Genomic DNA, 17,312 nt, shown 5'->3' on the forward strand with positions numbered 1-17,312 from the left:
CGCGCGGTGACGGCTGCGCCTTTGCCGGATCGGGCCCGCATCATCCTCGATGTAGCGCTGCTGCGCCTTTGGGTTGCGCAAGCCCAATCTGACGAAAATTCAGCTCGCCATCGCACGTGTGCTTGAATCAGCGCTTACCTGGGAAAATTCACCGGGGAGGCAGATTATGATCGACCGAAATGCCGCCACGCGCGCGCTCGAATGCGCGCTGTCGAAGGGCGGCGATTTTGCGGAAATCTTCTTTGAGGACGCGCTGACCAACAACCTGTCGCTGATCGGCGGTCAGATGGACGCGGCGACCACGCTGCGCAGCCATGGCGCGGGCATCCGGGTGTACCGGGGGCTGAACAGCGTGTACGTGCACACGTCGGATACGTCGGAGGCCGCGCTGCTCAAGGCGGCGCGGCAGGCGGCCGACGCGGTGGCGCAAAACCAACGGCCGGGGTTGTCGATCGCGCTGGCGGCGCAGACCCAGGCGGCGAATATCCACCCGCTGCGGCTCGCCCCGGAAACCACGCCGGGCGCGCGCAAGGCCGAGCTGATGCGCGCGGCCTACCATGCGGCCAAGGACGAAGGCGCGGCCGTATCGCAGGTGCAGGTGTCGCTGGTCGACGCCGATCAGCACATCGCCGTGGTCAACAGCGAGGGGCTGTTGCGCACCGACCGGCGCACGCGCACGCGCATCGCCATCCATGCGGTGGCGTCCAGCGGCGGCGAAAACCAGGTGGGGGCCGAAGCGCCGGGCGCGCTCGGCGGGTACGAGCTGTTCGAGGCGGTGGATGTGGAGGCGCGCGCCCGCATGGCGGCGCGCACCGCGCTGACCATGCTGTCGGCCGAGGAGTGCCCGGCCGGCGAGATGCCGGTTGTGATCGACGGGGCCTTCGGCGGCGTGATCTTCCACGAGGCCTGCGGCCATTCGCTCGAGGCGACGGCGGTGGCGATCAACGCCAGCGAGATGTGCGGAAAAATCGGGCAAAAGGTGGCGTCCGACGTCGTGACCGCGATCGACGATGGCACGATCCCCGGCGCGTGGGGCTCGATCAACATGGACGACGAGGGAATGGACACAAATCGGCTCGTGCTGATCGAAAACGGCATCCTGAAGAACTACATGATCGACCGGCTCAACGGCCGGCGGATGGGCATGGCCCCGACCGGCAGCGCGCGGCGGCAGAGCTACGCGTTCGAGCCCACATCGCGCATGCGCAACACCTTCATCGCGGCAGGCGGTACGCCCGACGAGGAGATCATCCGCACAATGGGCAATGGGCTGTACGCGGCCAAGATGGGCGGCGGCTCGGTCAACCCGGTGACCGGCGAGTTCAACTTCGCGGTCGGCGAGGGCTACCTCGTCAAGGACGGCAAGATCGACAGGCCGGTGCGCGGCGCGACGCTTGTGGGCAAGGGGACCGAGGTGCTGATGCGCATCGACCGCGTGGGCCGGGATCTCCGGCTGGCGGAGGGCATGTGCGGCTCGCTCAGCGGCTCGGTGCCGGTGTGCGTGGGCCAGCCGATGATCCGGGTCAGCCGGATGACCGTAGGGGGGCGCAAGTGATGGACGTTACGAAATTCATGGACGCGCTGCTTGCGCGCGCGGAGGAATCGCGCTTCGAGGCCGCCGAATGCTACCTGTGCGAAGACGACTCGTTCCAGGTGGGCATACACGAGGGCGAGATCAAGTCCTACGACGTGTCGAGCAGTCTGGGGCTGGGCTTTCGCGCCTTGATCGGCGGCAAGATGGGCTACGCCGCCACCCAGGCGCTCGACGAGGCGGCGATCGGGCAGCTGATCGACGGGGTCAAGACCAACGCGCGGCTGATCGACAGCCCCGACATCCAATTCATTCACCCGGGCGACGCGCAGTACCCCGAGCTGCGTGCGCTCGACCCGGCGCTTGAAAGCGTGACGGCCGCCGAGAAGATCGAGCGGGCGCTGCTGCTCGAAAAGACGGCGCGTTCGCTCGATCCGCGCGTGACGCAGATCGACGACTGCGCGCTGTTCACCAGCCGGTCGCAGGTGCGCATCGTCAACACGCGCGGACAGAACCTGTGCTTTACGCAGGGCGGCGCGGGCATGTACGTGTCGGCGGTCGCGCGCGAGGGCGACGAGGTCAACACCGGCTTCAAGTTCCGCTTCGCGCGCGGGTTTGACGAATTGGACGTGATGGCGCTTTCGCGCGAGGCGGTGGACGAGGCTTGTTCGGGGCTTGGCGGCGCGCCGGTCGCATCGGGCAGCTACCGCGTGGCGCTGGGTAACGAGGCGGCCGCCAACATGCTTACGACCTTCGCGTCCTCTTTCAGCGCGGATGCGGCGCAGAAGGGGTTGTCGCTGCTCGGCGGCCGCGAAGGCGAGCGGGTCGCGAGCGGCTGTGTGACGCTGATCGACGACCCGCTGTACCCCTATGCGTTTGCCGGCGCGCCGTTTGACGGCGAGGGCGTGGCCGCGCGCGCCAAAAAGGTCATCGACGGAGGCGTACTGACGACGCTGCTGCACAACCTCAAGACCGCGCACAAGCAAGGCGTGCCCACCACCGGCAACGCCGCGCGCACGTCGTACGCGTCGCAGGTGTCGGTCGCACCCACCAACTTCTTCATAAAGCCCGGCGCGCGCGATCGGGACGCGCTGCTCAAAACGCTGGGCGACGGACTGCTGATTACCGAACTCCAAGGTCTGCACGCGGGCGCGAACGCGGTCAGCGGCGCGTTCTCGCTGAGCGCGAAGGGCTTTCTCATTGAAGGCGGGCGGATCGCGCGCCCGGTCAGCGGCATCACCGCGGCCGGAAACTTCTTCGAGCTGCTGGGACAGGTGGAGGAAGTGGGCGGCGACCTCTGGTTCTCTGTCCCCGGCACCTCCTGCGTAGGCAGCCCCACGCTGCTGGCCGGGGCGTTGACGATTGCGGGGCGCTGACGTACATAAAATCTTGCCTGCTTGCATTTCGCGCACATTGGCGGTATAATGTTGCCCATCAAATGATTGAATAAGGGGCAATGTACGTGAACAACCGAGGATACCGCCGGCGTAAGTTGCGCGTCACCGGGCGCTTCTACGCGTTCCTGACCGTGATGGTGGTGCTGGCCGTGATGGTGGGCGTGCTGATCGCCAATCGCAGCCGCGGCGCGCAGCCGCCCCAGGCGTTCCCGGTCGCCCAACAGCCGGTGGCCCAGCAGCCCGCCGCGACGGCTCCGACGGTTGCCCCGGCCACAGCCGGCGCGCAGAGCCCGGGCGGGCAGAGCGCGCCCGGGCAGCAGGCGCAGGGCAACGCGGGCCCGGCGACGGTGGACGACATCCTCGAGACCGACCCCGACCTGATGCCGCCCGAGGACGAACAGGTCGACGTCGCCGACTTGGCGATTACGCCCGGGTTGCCGGCCGAGTGGCGCAATATCCTGCTGCTGGGCAACGACTCGCGCAACATCAAGAAGGTATCGCGCACCGATACCATCCTGATCGCGGCGGTCAACACCAAGACCGGCGAGGTCAAGCTGACCAGCATCATGCGCGATCTGGTGGTGCCCGTCGTCAACAAGAAGGGCGAGACCAAGAGCATAAAGATCAACTCGGCCATCGGCTACGGCGGGCCGAAGTATCTGATGCGGCTGATTAACCAGCTGTTCGGCACCAACATCAAGGATTACGCGATGGTCAACTTTTCGAGCTTCCAGAAGGTCATCGACAAGCTCGACGGTATCCGCATGAACGTCACCGCCGAGGAGATGGCCGAGATCAACAAGAGTCTGGGCGAGCAGGCCAAGGCGGCGGGTATGGATCAGACCTGGTTTCTCGAGAACAAGGCGAACCTGGAGCTCAAGACCTACGGCCAGGATACGCTGCTGACCGGCATCCAGGCGCTGGGCTACGCGCGCATCCGCCACGTGGGCAGCGGCGACTACCAGCGCACCGAGCGCCAGCGCTTGGTGCTGGACGCGGTGCTCAAGAAGGTAAAGGACGCCAACGCCATCCAGCTGATGCAGATCGCGACCGGCATGTGGGGCGAGTTTGAGACCAACATCGACATGATGAGCGCGGTCGGCGTCGCCACCAGCGTCATCAAGAACGGCGCGAAGATGGACACTCGCGGGCGCATCCCCTACAAGGGCACGTTCTTGAGCGAAACCCGCAACGGCACCGCGGCGCTGTGGGACTGCGACTTCGAGGCCAACAAGGCACGGCAGTATCAGTTCGTGTACGTGGGGATACCGTAAGGCCAGGGCATAATCGACGAATGCATTGGGGGCCGCAGCGCCAAAAAGCCGCTGCGGCCCCCGTTTCTTGCATCCCCCTGACGAGGGAGCTGTCAGCCGCAGCCGGCTGAGGGAGAGAAACCTGCCGGCCGTCAAGCGAATTCGCGCTTATGCGACCAACGGGTTTCTCTCCCTCCGGCCCATGACCACCGCGCGCGCATCCAAGGATGCGCGCGTCAGAGGGAGGCAAGGAAGGAGTTGTCTTAGCTTAATGCAACGGACCCTTCCGTTGATAACAAAAAATGCCCGGAAAGACCCGCCCGAAGGCCGGTGTTCCAAGGCTGCCATGAACGCCCCCGGAGTGCCGCTCGCTTCCGCTTTTTCACCCGCCGCTCAGGCAGGACGGAAACCTGCGGTTGCTTGCTGCCTTCCCCGGAGGGAAACACCCTGGGGCCTGGCATCCGCTTCCGACCCGGAATCCTTTTGTGAAGATGTGGGTAAAAGCAGTCGCGTTACGCACACCCCAGGAAGATTCGTTCACGCAATATAAATTATAGCGCCCGCCCCCGCGACATGTCAAGCGGCGTGGGGAAATTTGTCAACTCGACCAAGTGCACCTGACCGGGCGCGCCCATGCGGATGGGCAGCAGGCTGAACCCGATCCCGTTGGATACGACGACCTTCATGTGCCCGACTTGGTGCTCGCCGGTCACAAGCAGCGGCCCGCGCCGCCGCTGCCGCCATTCGTAGCCCAGCGAGTAGGGCGTAAGCCGCCCGATCGCCCATTGACCGCCGTGGGTGTGGCCGCACAGCGCCAGCGCGGGCGGGTTGTCCGGCACCTGAGACAGCGCCCAGGGCGAATGGGCGAGCAAAAGATGGAAGTCGCCGGGCCGCTTGTCGAACGCCAGCGCCCGAGCGTCGGGCTTGCCGTACTTGGCATCGTCCAACCCCGACACGACCAGCCGGCCGCCGGGAACAGGCAGTTCGGCCCGTTCGTTGACGAGCAGTGTGATGTTCGCCACCTTGAGCATCGCGCGGAACGGGGCGTAATCGCCGCCGAAGGCTTCGTAGTCGTTGTTGCCGGGTACGCAGAATGCGCCGAGCGGCGCGCGCAATCGCGCGAGCTGCGCTAAGACCGCGCGCTCGTGCGGCTCGTCGTCGGCCAGGTCGCCGCCCAACAGCACGAGGTCCGCGCCGAGCGGGGCCAGCCGGGCGAGCAGCCGCGAAACCGCCTCGCGCGAAAACCAGCGCCCGTGATGGATGTCGGTGACGAACAGGAGGCGCCTGCCGGCGAGGCCGGGGCAGAGGCCCGGCACGCGCAATGAGACGCGGCAAATGCCGGGCTGCGCGTCCCGAAAGCGCATAAAACTCATGCCTGCGCGTGCCGCCACAGCGCCTCGACGCTGCTCGATACGCCCGACGCGCCCGCCTTGAGCGCCTGCGCAACCTCGCCCGGCTCGGTGATCATGCCGCCGGCGATGATGGGGCGATTGAGCTCGGCCTTGAGCGAGGAGATCGCCTTGGGCACGAGCCCCGGCAATACCTCGAGCATATCGGGCGCATAGGCCTTGAACAGGTTGATGCCGTGGTGCAGCGAGGAAGAGTCCATCACAAACAGGCGCTGAATCGTAATCATGCCCATCTCGTTTGCGCGCTTGAGCAGCGGCGCGCGGGTGGAGATCATGCCGTCGGGTTTGATCTCGTGCGCGCACCACTCCACCGCCGCGTTGTCGCGGCCCAGGCCGCCCAGCAGGTCGAGGTGCACGAACACGCGCTTGCCCCCCGAGCGCGCGCACTCGGCCAGTTCCGAAAGTGTCAGGATCGAGCCGCCCAGCAGGAAGATCGCGGCCACGTCGGTCGCAACGGCGCGGCGCACCGAAGACAGGTCGCGCGCCGAGGCGATTACCGGATGGTCGGACAGCGCGTTCAGAAATGCTTGCATGTGGTTGCCTCCCGCGGTTGTTTCCATTGCGATTAAGTATAATTGCGCGCGCGCCGACTGTCAAGCCGAAAGGCGGGGGCATATGCTGGAGAAGGGGGTGGGCGCGATGCGTGGACGCATTTGCGGAGGGGGTTCGCGGCCGACCGGCTGCTGGGGCGTCGCTTTGATGGTCGCCGGGTTACTTTTGCTGATTCTGGCGCTGCCCGGATGGCTGTGGATGGCGATGGTGGGGCTGATCCTGATCGCGGCCGGCTTTTTCCTATTGAGATTTGGCTAATGCCTTGCCAAGCGCCGCGAGGTATGCTATACTGCTCTTTGTTCACACGGGCGATGACAGTTCAGATCCCGTGCGGCGTCATGCCGTGAATCTTGTCAGGGCCGGAAGGCAGCAGCAATAAGCGGAATTTGGCGTGCGCCGCGGGTTTTCCTGGCTCGAGCCCGTGTGGATTTTTTGGCGAACGAATCGCCGCGCAGCCATCCGCCGCACGGCGATTTGGGTTCAGCTCTCTTCCGATTGTAGCGCCTCGCGCTGCGCGGCCTGGATGTCTGGGTGGGCCGACAGCATCGGTTCCAGGGTCGAGTCGCCGTCGATCCTGCGCTTTATGTAATTGCGCGTGAGCCTGGTTACGGTGCCCGACAGCGCCAGCACGCCGATCAGGTTGGGCAGCGCCATCAGGCCGTTCAGCGTGTCCGAGATGTTCCACGCGAGCGTCAGGTTCATCGTCGCGCCGATCAGGATAAAGCCGACGAACAGCAGCCTGTACCACGGCGCAACCCTCGTGCCCAGCAGGTATTCGGCGGCCTTTGTGCCGTAGAACGACCAGCCCAGCACCGTGGAGAATGCGAACAGCAGCACACAGGCCGCCAGCAGTTTGCCCGCCGCCGGGCCGAAGTGCTGCGCGAACGCATAGGTGACGAGCGGCACCCCTTCCACCTGCTTGAATTCCACCGCCTTCAGCACCGCCTTGCCATATTCGTCCGGCACCGGCTTGCCCGCCGCGTCCAGCTCGGCGACGCCTCGCACCGTCAGCACGCGCGTGTAAATGAAATCGTCGCCCAGCGGCACTTGGGCGTCGCGGGCGTCGATCAGCGGCTGGGCGTCCGCGTCCCCGATGCGCACGTACTGCGGCTGGGTGGTGATGTTTTTGAGCGCTTCCCCAAGCGGCGGGGCGTAGGCGGATGCCGACAGCAGGATGAACGCGGTCAGCGTACACACCACGATCGTGTCCACGAACACCTCGAAGATGCCCCACATGCCCTGCTGCACGGGTTCCCGCACGTCGGCCGCCGCGTGCGCCATCGCCGAGGAACCGAGGCCCGCCTCGTTGGAAAACACGCCGCGCCTTATGCCCAGCGTGACCGCGCGCGCACACGCCCAGCCGCCTGCGCCGCCCGCGAGCGCACGGGTCTCAAAAGCGCCCCGGAAGATCGAGGAGAACACATAGGGGATTTGATGCAAGTTCATGAAGAAGACGATCGTCGCCGCGACGATGTAGAACAGCGCCATGAACGGCACCAGCTTCTCGGCTACGCCGCCGATCGCCTTGAGGCCGCCCGCGAGCACGAGCGCGACCAGCACGGTCAGCGCGATGCCGGTCGCGAGCGGCGGCACGCCGAACGAGGCCTGCATCGCGGAGGCGATCGAGTTGACTTGCGTCATGTTGCCGATGCCGAACGCCGCCAGCGCGCAGAACGCGGCGAACAACAGAGCGAGCGGCCGGCCCGCCTTGCCGATATACTTCTTGCCCCTGAGCCCCTCGTCCAGGTAGTACATCGCGCCGCCCGACCACTCGCCGCGGTCGTTGCGCCTGCGATAGTAGATGGCCAGCGTCGCCTCGGCGAACTTGGTCATCATGCCGAAGAAGGCGCTCACCCACATCCAGAACACCGCGCCCGGCCCGCCGATCGCCACCGCCGTGGCCACACCCGCGATGTTGCCGGTGCCGATCGTAGCCGCCAGCGCCGTGGACAGCGCCTGGAACTGCGAGATGGACTTCGCGTCCTTTGATCGGGTGGCGTCGCCGCGCTGAAAGATCGCGAGCAGCGTGTGCCGCGCGACGTGGCGGGCGCGCCGAACCTGGAACCAGCCGGTGCGCGCGGTCAGCCAGACGCCGGTGCCGACGATCAGGATCAGGAACGGCGCGCCCCACACCACGCCCCCGATCAGGTCGTTGATTTCCGCGATTTTCTGAGATGGCGCCTCCCACATGTCAAAGCCCTCCTTCATACAATTGCCCACCCTCTATAGTACGGTCGGGAAATTCTGCAAATCCATGGTTATTTCGCCGATGGGTGATTGCAATTCACAGGGGAATGGGGTATATTTATAAGAAGGCGCAAATGGCTATTCCGCCTACGCCAAAACGTTAAGGAGGGGTTTTTCGATGAAGAAACTGGGCTCCCTATTGCTGGTCATGCTGCTGATGGCGACGGCGCTTACGCCGTTTGCGGCGGCGGAGGCGCCCGAGAAGGTGCTGAGGTTCGCCACCAGCTCGATCAAGGGCGCGTTCAACCCGATCCTGTCCGACGACGTGTATGACGACTACATCTGCAAGCTGATGTTTGTCGCGCTGGCTTCTTCCGACCCCGGCAACAACGTGATCTTCGACGAGAACTGCGTCGCGGAAGGCTACGAGCTGTCCGACGACCACCTGACCTACACCTTCAAACTCAAGCCGGATCTCAAGTTCTCGAGCGGCGACCCGATCACGGCGGAGGACGTGGAGTTCACCTGGAAGATGATGGGTGACCCCAAGTACGACGGCCCCCGCTCGCCCCAGGCGGCGGACATCCTGGGCTTTGAGGCCTACAACAAGGGCGAGACCGACGTTTTCGAGGGCATCAAGGTCATCGATGAGCACACGATTTCGTTCACGCTGACCGAGCCCTATGTGGCGAAGATCGAGCAATTCTCCGAGTACGGCATCATGAGCAAGAAGTACTACGAGAAGGAAAACTACGAAGATTTCAAGGCGCTGAACGCCACGCCCATGGGCGCGGGCCCGTTCATCCTGGATTCGTTCGATCCCGGCCAGGCGGCAAACCTGGTGCGCAACCCCAACTGGTGGGGCAAGCAGCCCAAGCTCGACGGCGTGACCGTGCTGTGCGTGCCGCCGGAGAGCCAGATCATGGCGCTGACCTCGGGCCAGTGCGACCTGATCGAAGCGCCGGCCAGCAACCAGGACAGCTATGACGGCATCGTCGACGGCGGCGCCAAGGTCATTCAGTTCATCGGCCTGGGCTACAACTGCATAATGCTCAACCACCAGAGCCCGAAGCTTTCCGACGTGCGCGTGCGCAAGGCGCTGATGCACGGCTTCGATCGCGCCGGCTTCATCGAGAACGAGTATGAGGGCTTTGCCAAGCCTTGCACGATGCTCGTGTATGACAACCCCGAGTTCTGGGCCTACCCCAAGGATCACGCGGATCAGCTGGATTCCTACCCCTTTGACCAGGAAAAGGCCAAGGCGCTGCTGGACGAGGCCGGTTGGGTGGACGGCGACGGCGACGGCATCCGCGAGAAGGACGGCGTCAAGCTCGAGCTGACCATGTTCATCTACAACGAAGCGCCGTGGCCGGGCAACCTGAGCGCGCTGCTCGTGGAGCAGTGGCCGCAAATCGGCGTCGGGCTGACCGTCATGACCGGCGACTTCAACAGCATCATGGACGACGCCTACGACAACCGCGCGTTTGACAAGTTTGACATGTGGACCCAGGGCTGGCAGCTGAGCTCTGATCCGGATTCGAGCGACCTGGTGGGCAAGGCCGCCTCCGCGCCCGGCGGGTACAATCCCGGCGGCTACTACAACGAGAAGGCCGAGGAGCTGTTCAAGGCCGGCCGCCAGGAATTCGACATGGAGAAGCGCGCCGCGATCTACGCCGAATGGGCGCTTTTGTCCAACGACGACCTGCCCATGCTGTACAACGCCGTGCGCGATCAGCTGTGGGGCGTGGCCGCCAATGTGACGGGCTTTGAGGAAATGAACCCCTTCTACAATTGGGTGAAGTGCATCTACGATGTAGACATCGCCGCGTAACGCCCCAAGGAACTGTAGCGCCAAGGGCGGCCAATTCCCCTCCCCGGAGGGGGATTGGCCCCCTTGATGCCATAGCCCTTCGCAACATCAGAACGAGCGGGGGAACATACATGCGTAACTACCTCATTCGGAGAGTCTTGCAGATGATACCGGTGTTCATCGTGATCATGATCGCGGTGTTCCTGCTGATCCACAGCGCGCCGGGCGATCCGGTCACCGGCATGATCGATCCCAAGATGACGCCGGAGATGAAGGAACACCTGCGCGCCACCATGGGCCTCGATCAGCCGCTGTGGAAGCAGTTTGCAAGCTGGGTCAGCCAGCTGCTTTCGGGCAACCTCGGCTATTCCACCTACTTCAAGAAGCCGGTGGCCGACGTCATCGGCAGCTTTATTTTCCCCACATTCATCCTTGCGCTGTTCGCGCTCGTGCTGTCGCTTGCGATCGGCATCCCCGCGGGGATCGTCTCGGCGACCCGCCAGTATTCCACCGGCGACAACGTGCTGTCGGTGTTCTCGCTCGTGGGCCTGTCGATGCCCACGTTCTTCTTTGGTATATTGCTGATCAAGTTCCTATCGGTTGATTTTGGATGGTTTCCGATGTTTGGCATGATGGATCAGGCGGTGCGCAACGCCCCCTGGCATGTCAAAACGGTCAACATATTGCACCACATGGTTCTGCCCGGCATCGTGCTGGGCCTCGGGCAGACGGCCAGCTTCATGCGCTACACGCGCAGCGCCATGCTCGACGTGATCCGGCAGGACTACATCCGCACCGCCCGCGCCAAGGGCCTCAGGGAAAAGGTGGTCATCTACCGCCACGCGCTTCGAAACGCGATGATTCCGATCATCACACTCTTGGGATTCCAGCTGCCGGGCCTTCTGTCGGGCGCGGTGATGACCGAGAGCGTGTTCGGCTGGCCGGGCCTCGGCAAGGTGGGCGTGGACGCCATCTTCCACCGCGATTACCCGCTGCTGATGACGATCAACATGATGGACACGTTCCTGTTGATGGCGGGCATGCTGCTCTCGGACATCCTGTACGGCGTCGTGGATCCGCGGATCAAGTACGATTGAGGAAGGAGGCGCGCACATGGTGCAACTCAAGAAATACAAGGTAGAGAGCCAGCTGGGCGTCATCTTCCGGCGGCTGCGCAAGAACAAGATGGCGGTCATATCGCTCTTGATCCTGACCGCGATCGTGCTCACGTCGATCATCGTGCCGATGGCCTCGCCCTATCACTTCAACAACAACCAAATGGGCAAGAAGTACAAGGCCCCGAGCGCCGAGCATTGGCTGGGCACCGATGAGAACGGGCGCGACGTGTTCGTCCGGCTGTTCTACGGCGGGCGCATCTCGCTGGTCATCGCGCTGCTCGTGGTGCTGGTCGAGGTGGTGCTGGGCGTGGTGGTGGGCGCGGTCGCCGGCTTCTACGGCGGGCGGCTCGACAATTTCCTGATGCGGCTGTGCGAGCTGTTCTTGTCGCTGCCCTTTATGATGGTGGCGATCACGATCATCGCCGTGTTCGGATCGCCCGACAAGGTGAAATTCCCGGCGCTTGCCCAGTATGTCGCCGCCATCGGCATGGACAACTGGAAGATATTCCTGCTGGTCATGGTGCTGGGCGGGCTTTCGTGGCCCAGCATGGCGCGCATCGTGCGCGGGCAGGTGCTGTCGATCCGCGAGCAGGAATACATGGAGGCGTGTGAGGCGCTGGGCATTTCCGACCGCAGCCGCATCTTCAAGCACATCCTGCCCAATGTCATGTCCTCGGTGATCGTATACGCCACGCTCGGCATCGCGAGCGTGATCCTGACCGAGACCGCGCTGTCGTTCCTGGGGCTCGGCGTCGATCCGGTCACGCCCACCTGGGGTAGCCTGATCCAGTCGGCGCGCGATGTCTCCAACATCAAGAAGCGCCTGTGGCTGTGGATGCCGGCGGGCGGCATGATCTTTCTGACGGTCATGTGCTTCAATCTGCTGGGCGACGGCCTCAGAGACGCGCTGGATCCCAAATCCAAGGAATAGGAGGCGGAGGCATGAACAAAAACCTGTTGGCGGTCGATTCGCTTTCGGTCTCCTTCTACACCGAGGCCGGACGCGTGTCGGCGGTCGAAAACGTGAGTTTTGAATTGAAAGCAAACGAGACGCTGGGCATCGTTGGCGAGAGCGGCTGCGGTAAGAGCGTCACCAGCATGTCGATGCTGGGGCTGATCCCGATGCCGCCGGGCAAGATCGAGTCGGGCAGCGCGGTGTTTGACGGCCGCGACCTGATCGCGATGAATGCCGAGCAGCGCCGCAAGGTGCGCGGAAACGAGATCTCGATGATCTTCCAGGAGCCGATGACCAGCTTGAACCCGGTGTTCACGGTGGGGCGGCAGCTGGGCGAAGTGTTCACGCTGCACCGCGGCATGGACAAGAAGGCGGCGCACGCGGCCTCGGTCGAACAGTTGCGCAGCGTGGGCATCCCCAACCCCGAGCGCATCGCGGGGGACTACCCGTTCGCGCTGTCGGGCGGTATGCGCCAGCGCGTGATGATTGCGATGGCGCTGGCCTGCCGGCCAAAACTGCTGATCGCCGACGAGCCGACCACCGCGCTCGACGTCACGATCCAGGCGCAGATCCTTACGCTGATGAAGCAGATGCAAGCCGAGTACAAGACTGCGATCATGTTCATTACCCACGACCTGGGCGTGATCGCCGAGATGAGCGACCGGGTGCTGGTGATGTACGCCGGGCACGTGATGGAGGAAGCGCCGGTCGCCCGCCTGTTCCGGGACCCGCTGCACCCCTACACGCAGGGCCTCCTGATGAGCAAGCCCCAGGCCATGCGCGAGCAGGAGCGGCTGTACGTGATCCCGGGCATCGTGCCCAACCTGCTCAACCGCCCGTCGGGCTGCCAGTTCCACCCGCGCTGCCCGCACAAGACGGACAGGTGCGAGCGGGAAGCGCCGCCGCTGTTTGTCCAGCCGGACGGGCGGAAATCCCGTTGCTGGCTCAGCGAGGCCGGGGCAAAGGGGGGAGCGCAATGAAGCGGGCGCTGGTCAAGGTAGACAATCTCGTCAAGCATTTCCCGATCACCGCGGGCCTCGTCCGGCGCGAGGTGGGCCGGGTGCGCGCCGTCGACGGCGTAAGCTTTGCGATCGGAGAGGGCCGCGTACTGGGCCTGGTCGGGGAATCGGGCTGCGGCAAGACCACGGTGGGGCGCTCGCTCTTGCGGCTGACGCAGGCGACCGGCGGCAGCGTGACGATCGACGGCAAGGACGTGTATGCGCTGGGAAAACGCGACTTGCGCGCGATGCGGCGCAACATGCAGATCGTGTTCCAGGACCCGTATTCCTCGCTGAACCCGCGGCTGACCGTGGGCGAGATCGTGGGCGAGGCACTGCGTGCGCACGGCGTCGCCAAGACGCGGGGCGAGATGACCGAACAGGTGCACGAGATCATCGCCAAGTGCGGCCTGAGCGACTACCACATCGCGCGCTATCCGCACGAGTTCTCGGGCGGGCAGCGCCAGCGCATCTGCATCGCGCGCGCGCTCGCGCTGCGCCCGAAGTTCGTGGTGTGCGACGAGGCGGTGTCGGCGCTCGACGTGTCGATCCAGGCTCAAATCATCAACCTGCTGCGAGACTTACAGCAGGAGATGGGGCTGACCTACCTGTTCATCTCGCACGACTTGAGCGTGGTGCGCTACATCTCCGATGACGTGGCGGTGATGTACCTTGGCAAGATCGTGGAGCTGGCCGACAAGGACGAGCTGTTCGCAAGGCCGCTGCATCCCTACACGCAGGCGCTGCTGGCGGCGGTGCCCGAGATGGACCCCGAACACCGGCGCGAGCGGGTGCTGCTGACCGGCGACATGCCGTCGGCGGCAAAGCCGCCGAGCGGCTGTAGGTTCCACACGCGCTGTCCGAGGGCGACCAAGCTATGCGAAGAAGCGGAACCGGAGTTCCGCGACGTGGGCGGCGGGCACTGCGTAGCCTGCCACCTGGTGGACGGGCATGAAGGCTAAGGACGGGCGGGCGGAACGCCTGAGGCGGGAGAAGGAGCGCATCCGGGAGCGGCATTCGCGTTTTCCGCTGTTTGACTGGTTCAGGCGGGCGGAGAAGCCGGAGAGGGTGCCCGGCGTCGAACTGGAGAAGCACGACGTGCTGGCGATGATTCTGGCCGCGCTGAGCCTGGTGGTGCCCTGGGTGCTGGGCCTGGCCGCCGCGATGGCGCTGGTGGGTTATTTGATGAAACTGTGGATGGGGTAGTGGCTGCGGGGGAAGGCCGGTCAACTCTCTTATTTCGCCCCTCGCGCCATCCCGCCTATCCCTGTAACGATCATTTGAAGCGCCGCGCGTCGGCCGCGTACCAGACCGTGACCGCCAGACTGCGCAGCGTGGACGTGATTACCACGCCCAGCCAGATGCCCCAGAGGCCCAGCCCCGCGTCGACCAGCGCGTACACCAGCGGCACGCGCAGCACATTGCTCACGATGCTCGAAAGGCTGGGCGGCAGCGTCTTGCCGACGCCGCGGAACGCGCCCGCGTAGCCGGCCTCCAGGCACATCGGCAGTTGGGCGATCGCCAGCAGCTTCAAGTACGACTCGCCCAGGGTAAGCACCTGCGCGTCCGGCGAGAACAAGCTGAACAGCGCGCGGCCGAAGAAGTATAGGAGCGCCGTCACGATCAGCCCCCATGCCACCATGGTCAGCGCGCTGATGCGCACTCCCTCGCGGATGCGATCGGGTTTCTGGGCGCCGTAGTTCTGCCCAACGAACGCCGTCACCGCCGAGCCGAATCCGCCGCCGATCAGCCAGCTCAGCGATTCGATCTGGCTGCCGATCTTCTGCACGGCCAGCGCCTCCTGCCCGAAGGTGGCGTTCAGGTCGGTCACCGCCATCGCCAGCAGCGTGAACGCGCCGCTTTCCAGCGCCATCGGCACTCCCCAGCGCATGATCTGCCCGGCCACCTCGCGCTTGAGGCACACCCACAGACGGAAGTGCTCGAACACGCGCGTTTTGTTATGCTGCGACAAGATGACAAAGCCCAGGCACACCACGCCCTGCGCGATGATCGTCGCCCATGCCGCGCCGGCCACGCCCCAGCCGAATGTCAGGATCATCAGCGGGTCGAGCGCCATGTTGACCGCAAGTCCGACCGCGTTGGCCCAGAAGCTCAGCTGCGACCGGCCCGCGCCGTTGAACGAGCCGGTAATCGCCGCCGACAGGAAGGTGAGCGGGATGCCCAAGCCGGTGATGCGCATATAGACGGCTGCGTTCGCCCGCACGTCGGCCTCCTGAATATTGAAAAGCCCGATCATCGGCCCGGCGAACAGCGACAGCGCGAGCCCGAACGCCACGCCCAGCAGCAGCGCGATCGTCGCCGCGTGCTCGGCGTAGCTTAACGCCGCGCGCCGGTCGCCGCGCCCCAAGTTCTGGGATACCCCGATCTCCGCGCCCATCCGTCCGAAGAGCAGGAACGCCTGCGACAGCCACAGAAACATGCCGCCCATGCCCGAGGCCGCCACCGCCATCGTCGAGGCTTCCATCCGCCCGAGCCAGAACATATCGGTCAGGTTGTAGGCCATCTGCATGAACTGCGTGCCCATGATCGGCACCGCCACCAGTACCAGCTTGCGGAAGATATTGCCCCGTGTCAAGTCGTAACGTTCATGCCTCGCGTCCATGCTCATCCATCCCATTGCCGTATTCAAGGTACCCGAGGTGTTATTGTACACTACCTGTTCGCCCGGCGTCAAGCAACCAGCAGGTGTGTTTGGCACGTGAAAAGCGCCATCTTGCGCGTGAAATATCGCTGCGCGATGCGAAATGTGCTGCGGCACATAGGAAAGCCTCTTCCTATGTGCCGCAGCACATTTCACATCGGCGAAAGCCGATCTCTCAGTCCTCGCGCTCCGGCGCCACGCCGCCGGCGGAGAACTCGTGGGAGTAGGCGCCTTCGGGGTAGCCGGGCGCTTGCGTTGCGTAGGGGTCGGCCGGGTCAAGGTCGGGCACCGCGACGACCTCGTGGTCGCCGGCGGGATTCGCTCGAAAGGTTTTTACGGCGCGCGGCGGAATTCGGGCGGACGCCTCGAGCGGCCCCTGCTCGGCCATGGGCTCGGCGCAGCCGCCGGGGAATTCCGGCGAGCAGTGCAGCTCGGGAAGATCGTCGCCCGGCGCTGATACGCGGCGGCCCAGTTCATCTGCATGGTTGTGACAATGCATTCCGGCACCTCCTCATGTCTATATGTTCTTGAGCGGCGGTTGCGCCGCCCGCCGTTACCGAGCTATATAAACCGAACCGGACGACTTCAAACGCCCGCGCGGCGGTCACAGCCGAAACAGCGCCTCGAGCGAGAGCGCCAAGCCGTCCTCGTCGTTGGAGCGGGCGAGGACATCGGCCTGCGCCCTGACCTCGGCCGAGCCGTTGGCCATGCCGATGCCGAAGCCGGCGAAGCGCAGCAGGGGCAGGTCCTGGTCCTGATCGCCGGCGGCGACGACGGCCTCGCGCTCGATGCCGCGCAGCTCACAGTAGAACCGGGCGGCCTTGGCCTTGTCGGTGGCGCGGGGCACCACCTCGAGGTAGTTGTCCTTGGAGAAGCTGACCACGGCCGCGTCGCCCGCCGCCCGCTCGACCGCGGGCGCGACCCGGCGCATTTCCTCAGCCGAGGCGATCAGCAGCAGCTTGTTGGCGCTTAAGCCCCGCGCCATCCAGTCGTCCAGCAGCGGGCCGATCGGCGTGACCGTGGGCGTCATCCGCACAATCTCGCCCTCCTGCCGGCTCCAACGGTCCTCGGCCTCGACGTACCAGTCCAGGTTCTGATAGAAGTTGACGTTGATGCCTTTTCCCTCGACCGCCGCCCACACGGCCCGGACATGCTCGATGGGCAGCCGGTCGCTGTAATACACCCGCTCGTCGTCGCAAATCACCGCGCCGCCGTAGCAGATCATGGTCTCCGACGCGCCCACCCGGTCGCGGATTTCCCGCATGCCGTCGGGCGGCCGCGCGGACGCCAGCACGAACTCGACGCCCCGCGCCTTTATGCGGGCGACCACCGCCCTGAGCCGATCGGATACCCGGTGCGCGCTGTCGAGCAGGGTGCCGTCGATATCTGAAAACACGATCTTGTACGCCATGGCCCATCCCATCGCTGTTGTATTTTATG

General features: G+C 64.9%; 16 protein-coding genes and 1 other RNA gene. 11 read left to right on the forward strand and 6 right to left on the reverse strand.

What is annotated here, in order from left to right; all coding sequences use genetic code 11:
• Positions 1-166 precede the first annotated feature (166 nt).
• The 3 genes from ACH6CV_RS06520 (at position 167) to ACH6CV_RS06530 (ending at position 4,202) form a co-directional block, all read left to right on the forward strand.
• Positions 167-1,555 (forward strand): TldD/PmbA family protein, encoded by a 1,389-nt coding sequence (locus tag ACH6CV_RS06520; protein ID WP_456357370.1) that lies wholly within the window; start codon positions 167-169, stop codon positions 1,553-1,555.
• Positions 1,555-2,907 (forward strand): TldD/PmbA family protein, encoded by a 1,353-nt coding sequence (locus ACH6CV_RS06525; RefSeq protein ID WP_456357371.1) that lies wholly within the window; start codon positions 1,555-1,557, stop codon positions 2,905-2,907. Before ACH6CV_RS06520 ends, ACH6CV_RS06525 begins: the two co-directional genes overlap by 1 nt.
• Before the next feature lie 86 nt (positions 2,908-2,993).
• Positions 2,994-4,202 carry an LCP family protein gene (locus ACH6CV_RS06530; protein WP_456357372.1) on the forward strand — a complete coding sequence of 403 codons (1,209 nt, stop codon included), beginning with the start codon at positions 2,994-2,996 and terminating at the stop codon, positions 4,200-4,202.
• Between the two features lie 530 nt (positions 4,203-4,732).
• On the opposite strand, the gene ACH6CV_RS06535 is transcribed toward ACH6CV_RS06530, so the two are convergent.
• Both ACH6CV_RS06535 and ACH6CV_RS06540 read right to left on the reverse strand, forming a co-directional pair.
• The gene (locus ACH6CV_RS06535) at positions 4,733-5,545 is read right to left on the reverse strand and encodes a metallophosphoesterase (protein WP_456357373.1); all 813 of its coding nucleotides are present in this window, start codon (positions 5,543-5,545) and stop codon (positions 4,733-4,735) included.
• A 5-nt stretch (positions 5,546-5,550) separates the two neighbouring features.
• Complete coding sequence (locus ACH6CV_RS06540; RefSeq protein ID WP_456357374.1) at positions 5,551-6,123, reverse strand: glycerol-3-phosphate responsive antiterminator; 573 nt, start codon at positions 6,121-6,123, stop codon at positions 5,551-5,553.
• Positions 6,124-6,205: 82 nt separating this feature from the next.
• On the opposite strand from ACH6CV_RS06540, the gene ACH6CV_RS06545 reads away from it, so the two are divergent.
• Positions 6,206-6,400 (forward strand): hypothetical protein, encoded by a 195-nt coding sequence (locus ACH6CV_RS06545; protein ID WP_456357375.1) that lies wholly within the window; start codon positions 6,206-6,208, stop codon positions 6,398-6,400.
• Between the two features lie 59 nt (positions 6,401-6,459).
• Positions 6,460-6,559: signal recognition particle sRNA small type (gene ffs, locus ACH6CV_RS06550), an RNA gene on the forward strand.
• Positions 6,560-6,622: 63 nt separating this feature from the next.
• Here the strand turns inward: ffs and ACH6CV_RS06555 are convergent.
• Positions 6,623-8,332 (reverse strand): alanine/glycine:cation symporter family protein, encoded by a 1,710-nt coding sequence (locus tag ACH6CV_RS06555; protein WP_456357376.1) that lies wholly within the window; start codon positions 8,330-8,332, stop codon positions 6,623-6,625.
• A 175-nt stretch (positions 8,333-8,507) separates the two neighbouring features.
• Between ACH6CV_RS06555 and ACH6CV_RS06560 the strand changes: the two genes are divergently transcribed.
• The 6 genes from ACH6CV_RS06560 (at position 8,508) to ACH6CV_RS06585 (ending at position 14,416) form a co-directional block, all read left to right on the forward strand.
• The gene (locus ACH6CV_RS06560) at positions 8,508-10,160 is read left to right on the forward strand and encodes an ABC transporter substrate-binding protein (protein ID WP_456357377.1); all 1,653 of its coding nucleotides are present in this window, start codon (positions 8,508-8,510) and stop codon (positions 10,158-10,160) included.
• Between the two features lie 110 nt (positions 10,161-10,270).
• The gene (locus tag ACH6CV_RS06565; RefSeq protein ID WP_456357378.1) at positions 10,271-11,236 is read left to right on the forward strand and encodes an ABC transporter permease; all 966 of its coding nucleotides are present in this window, start codon (positions 10,271-10,273) and stop codon (positions 11,234-11,236) included.
• Between the two features lie 16 nt (positions 11,237-11,252).
• The gene (gene opp4C / locus ACH6CV_RS06570) at positions 11,253-12,188 is read left to right on the forward strand and encodes an oligopeptide ABC transporter permease (RefSeq protein WP_456357379.1); all 936 of its coding nucleotides are present in this window, start codon (positions 11,253-11,255) and stop codon (positions 12,186-12,188) included.
• Positions 12,189-12,199: 11 nt separating this feature from the next.
• A complete protein-coding gene (locus tag ACH6CV_RS06575) occupies positions 12,200-13,192 on the forward strand; it encodes an ABC transporter ATP-binding protein (RefSeq protein WP_456357380.1) in 993 nt (330 codons plus the stop codon).
• The gene (locus ACH6CV_RS06580) at positions 13,189-14,172 is read left to right on the forward strand and encodes an ABC transporter ATP-binding protein (protein ID WP_456357381.1); all 984 of its coding nucleotides are present in this window, start codon (positions 13,189-13,191) and stop codon (positions 14,170-14,172) included. Before ACH6CV_RS06575 ends, ACH6CV_RS06580 begins: the two co-directional genes overlap by 4 nt.
• Complete coding sequence (locus ACH6CV_RS06585; protein WP_456357382.1) at positions 14,162-14,416, forward strand: hypothetical protein; 255 nt, start codon at positions 14,162-14,164, stop codon at positions 14,414-14,416. Before ACH6CV_RS06580 ends, ACH6CV_RS06585 begins: the two co-directional genes overlap by 11 nt.
• Positions 14,417-14,486: 70 nt before the next feature.
• Here ACH6CV_RS06585 and ACH6CV_RS06590 read toward each other — a convergent pair whose 3' ends face one another.
• The 3 genes from ACH6CV_RS06590 to ACH6CV_RS06600 all read right to left on the reverse strand — a co-directional run bounded on the left by ACH6CV_RS06590 (position 14,487) and on the right by ACH6CV_RS06600 (position 17,283).
• Positions 14,487-15,833 carry an MATE family efflux transporter gene (locus ACH6CV_RS06590; protein WP_456357383.1) on the reverse strand — a complete coding sequence of 449 codons (1,347 nt, stop codon included), beginning with the start codon at positions 15,831-15,833 and terminating at the stop codon, positions 14,487-14,489.
• Positions 15,834-16,047: 214 nt separating this feature from the next.
• Complete coding sequence (locus ACH6CV_RS06595; RefSeq protein WP_456357384.1) at positions 16,048-16,371, reverse strand: hypothetical protein; 324 nt, start codon at positions 16,369-16,371, stop codon at positions 16,048-16,050.
• Between the two features lie 105 nt (positions 16,372-16,476).
• Entirely contained in the window at positions 16,477-17,283 is an 807-nt protein-coding gene (locus ACH6CV_RS06600; protein WP_456357385.1) for a Cof-type HAD-IIB family hydrolase, read from the reverse strand.
• Positions 17,284-17,312: the final 29 nt, after the last annotated feature.

Origin of the sequence: Anaerozeibacter quisquiliarum, assembly GCF_051162045.1 — a bacterium.
GTDB classification, from domain to species: domain Bacteria; phylum Bacillota; class Clostridia; order Christensenellales; family Aristaeellaceae; genus Anaerozeibacter; species Anaerozeibacter quisquiliarum.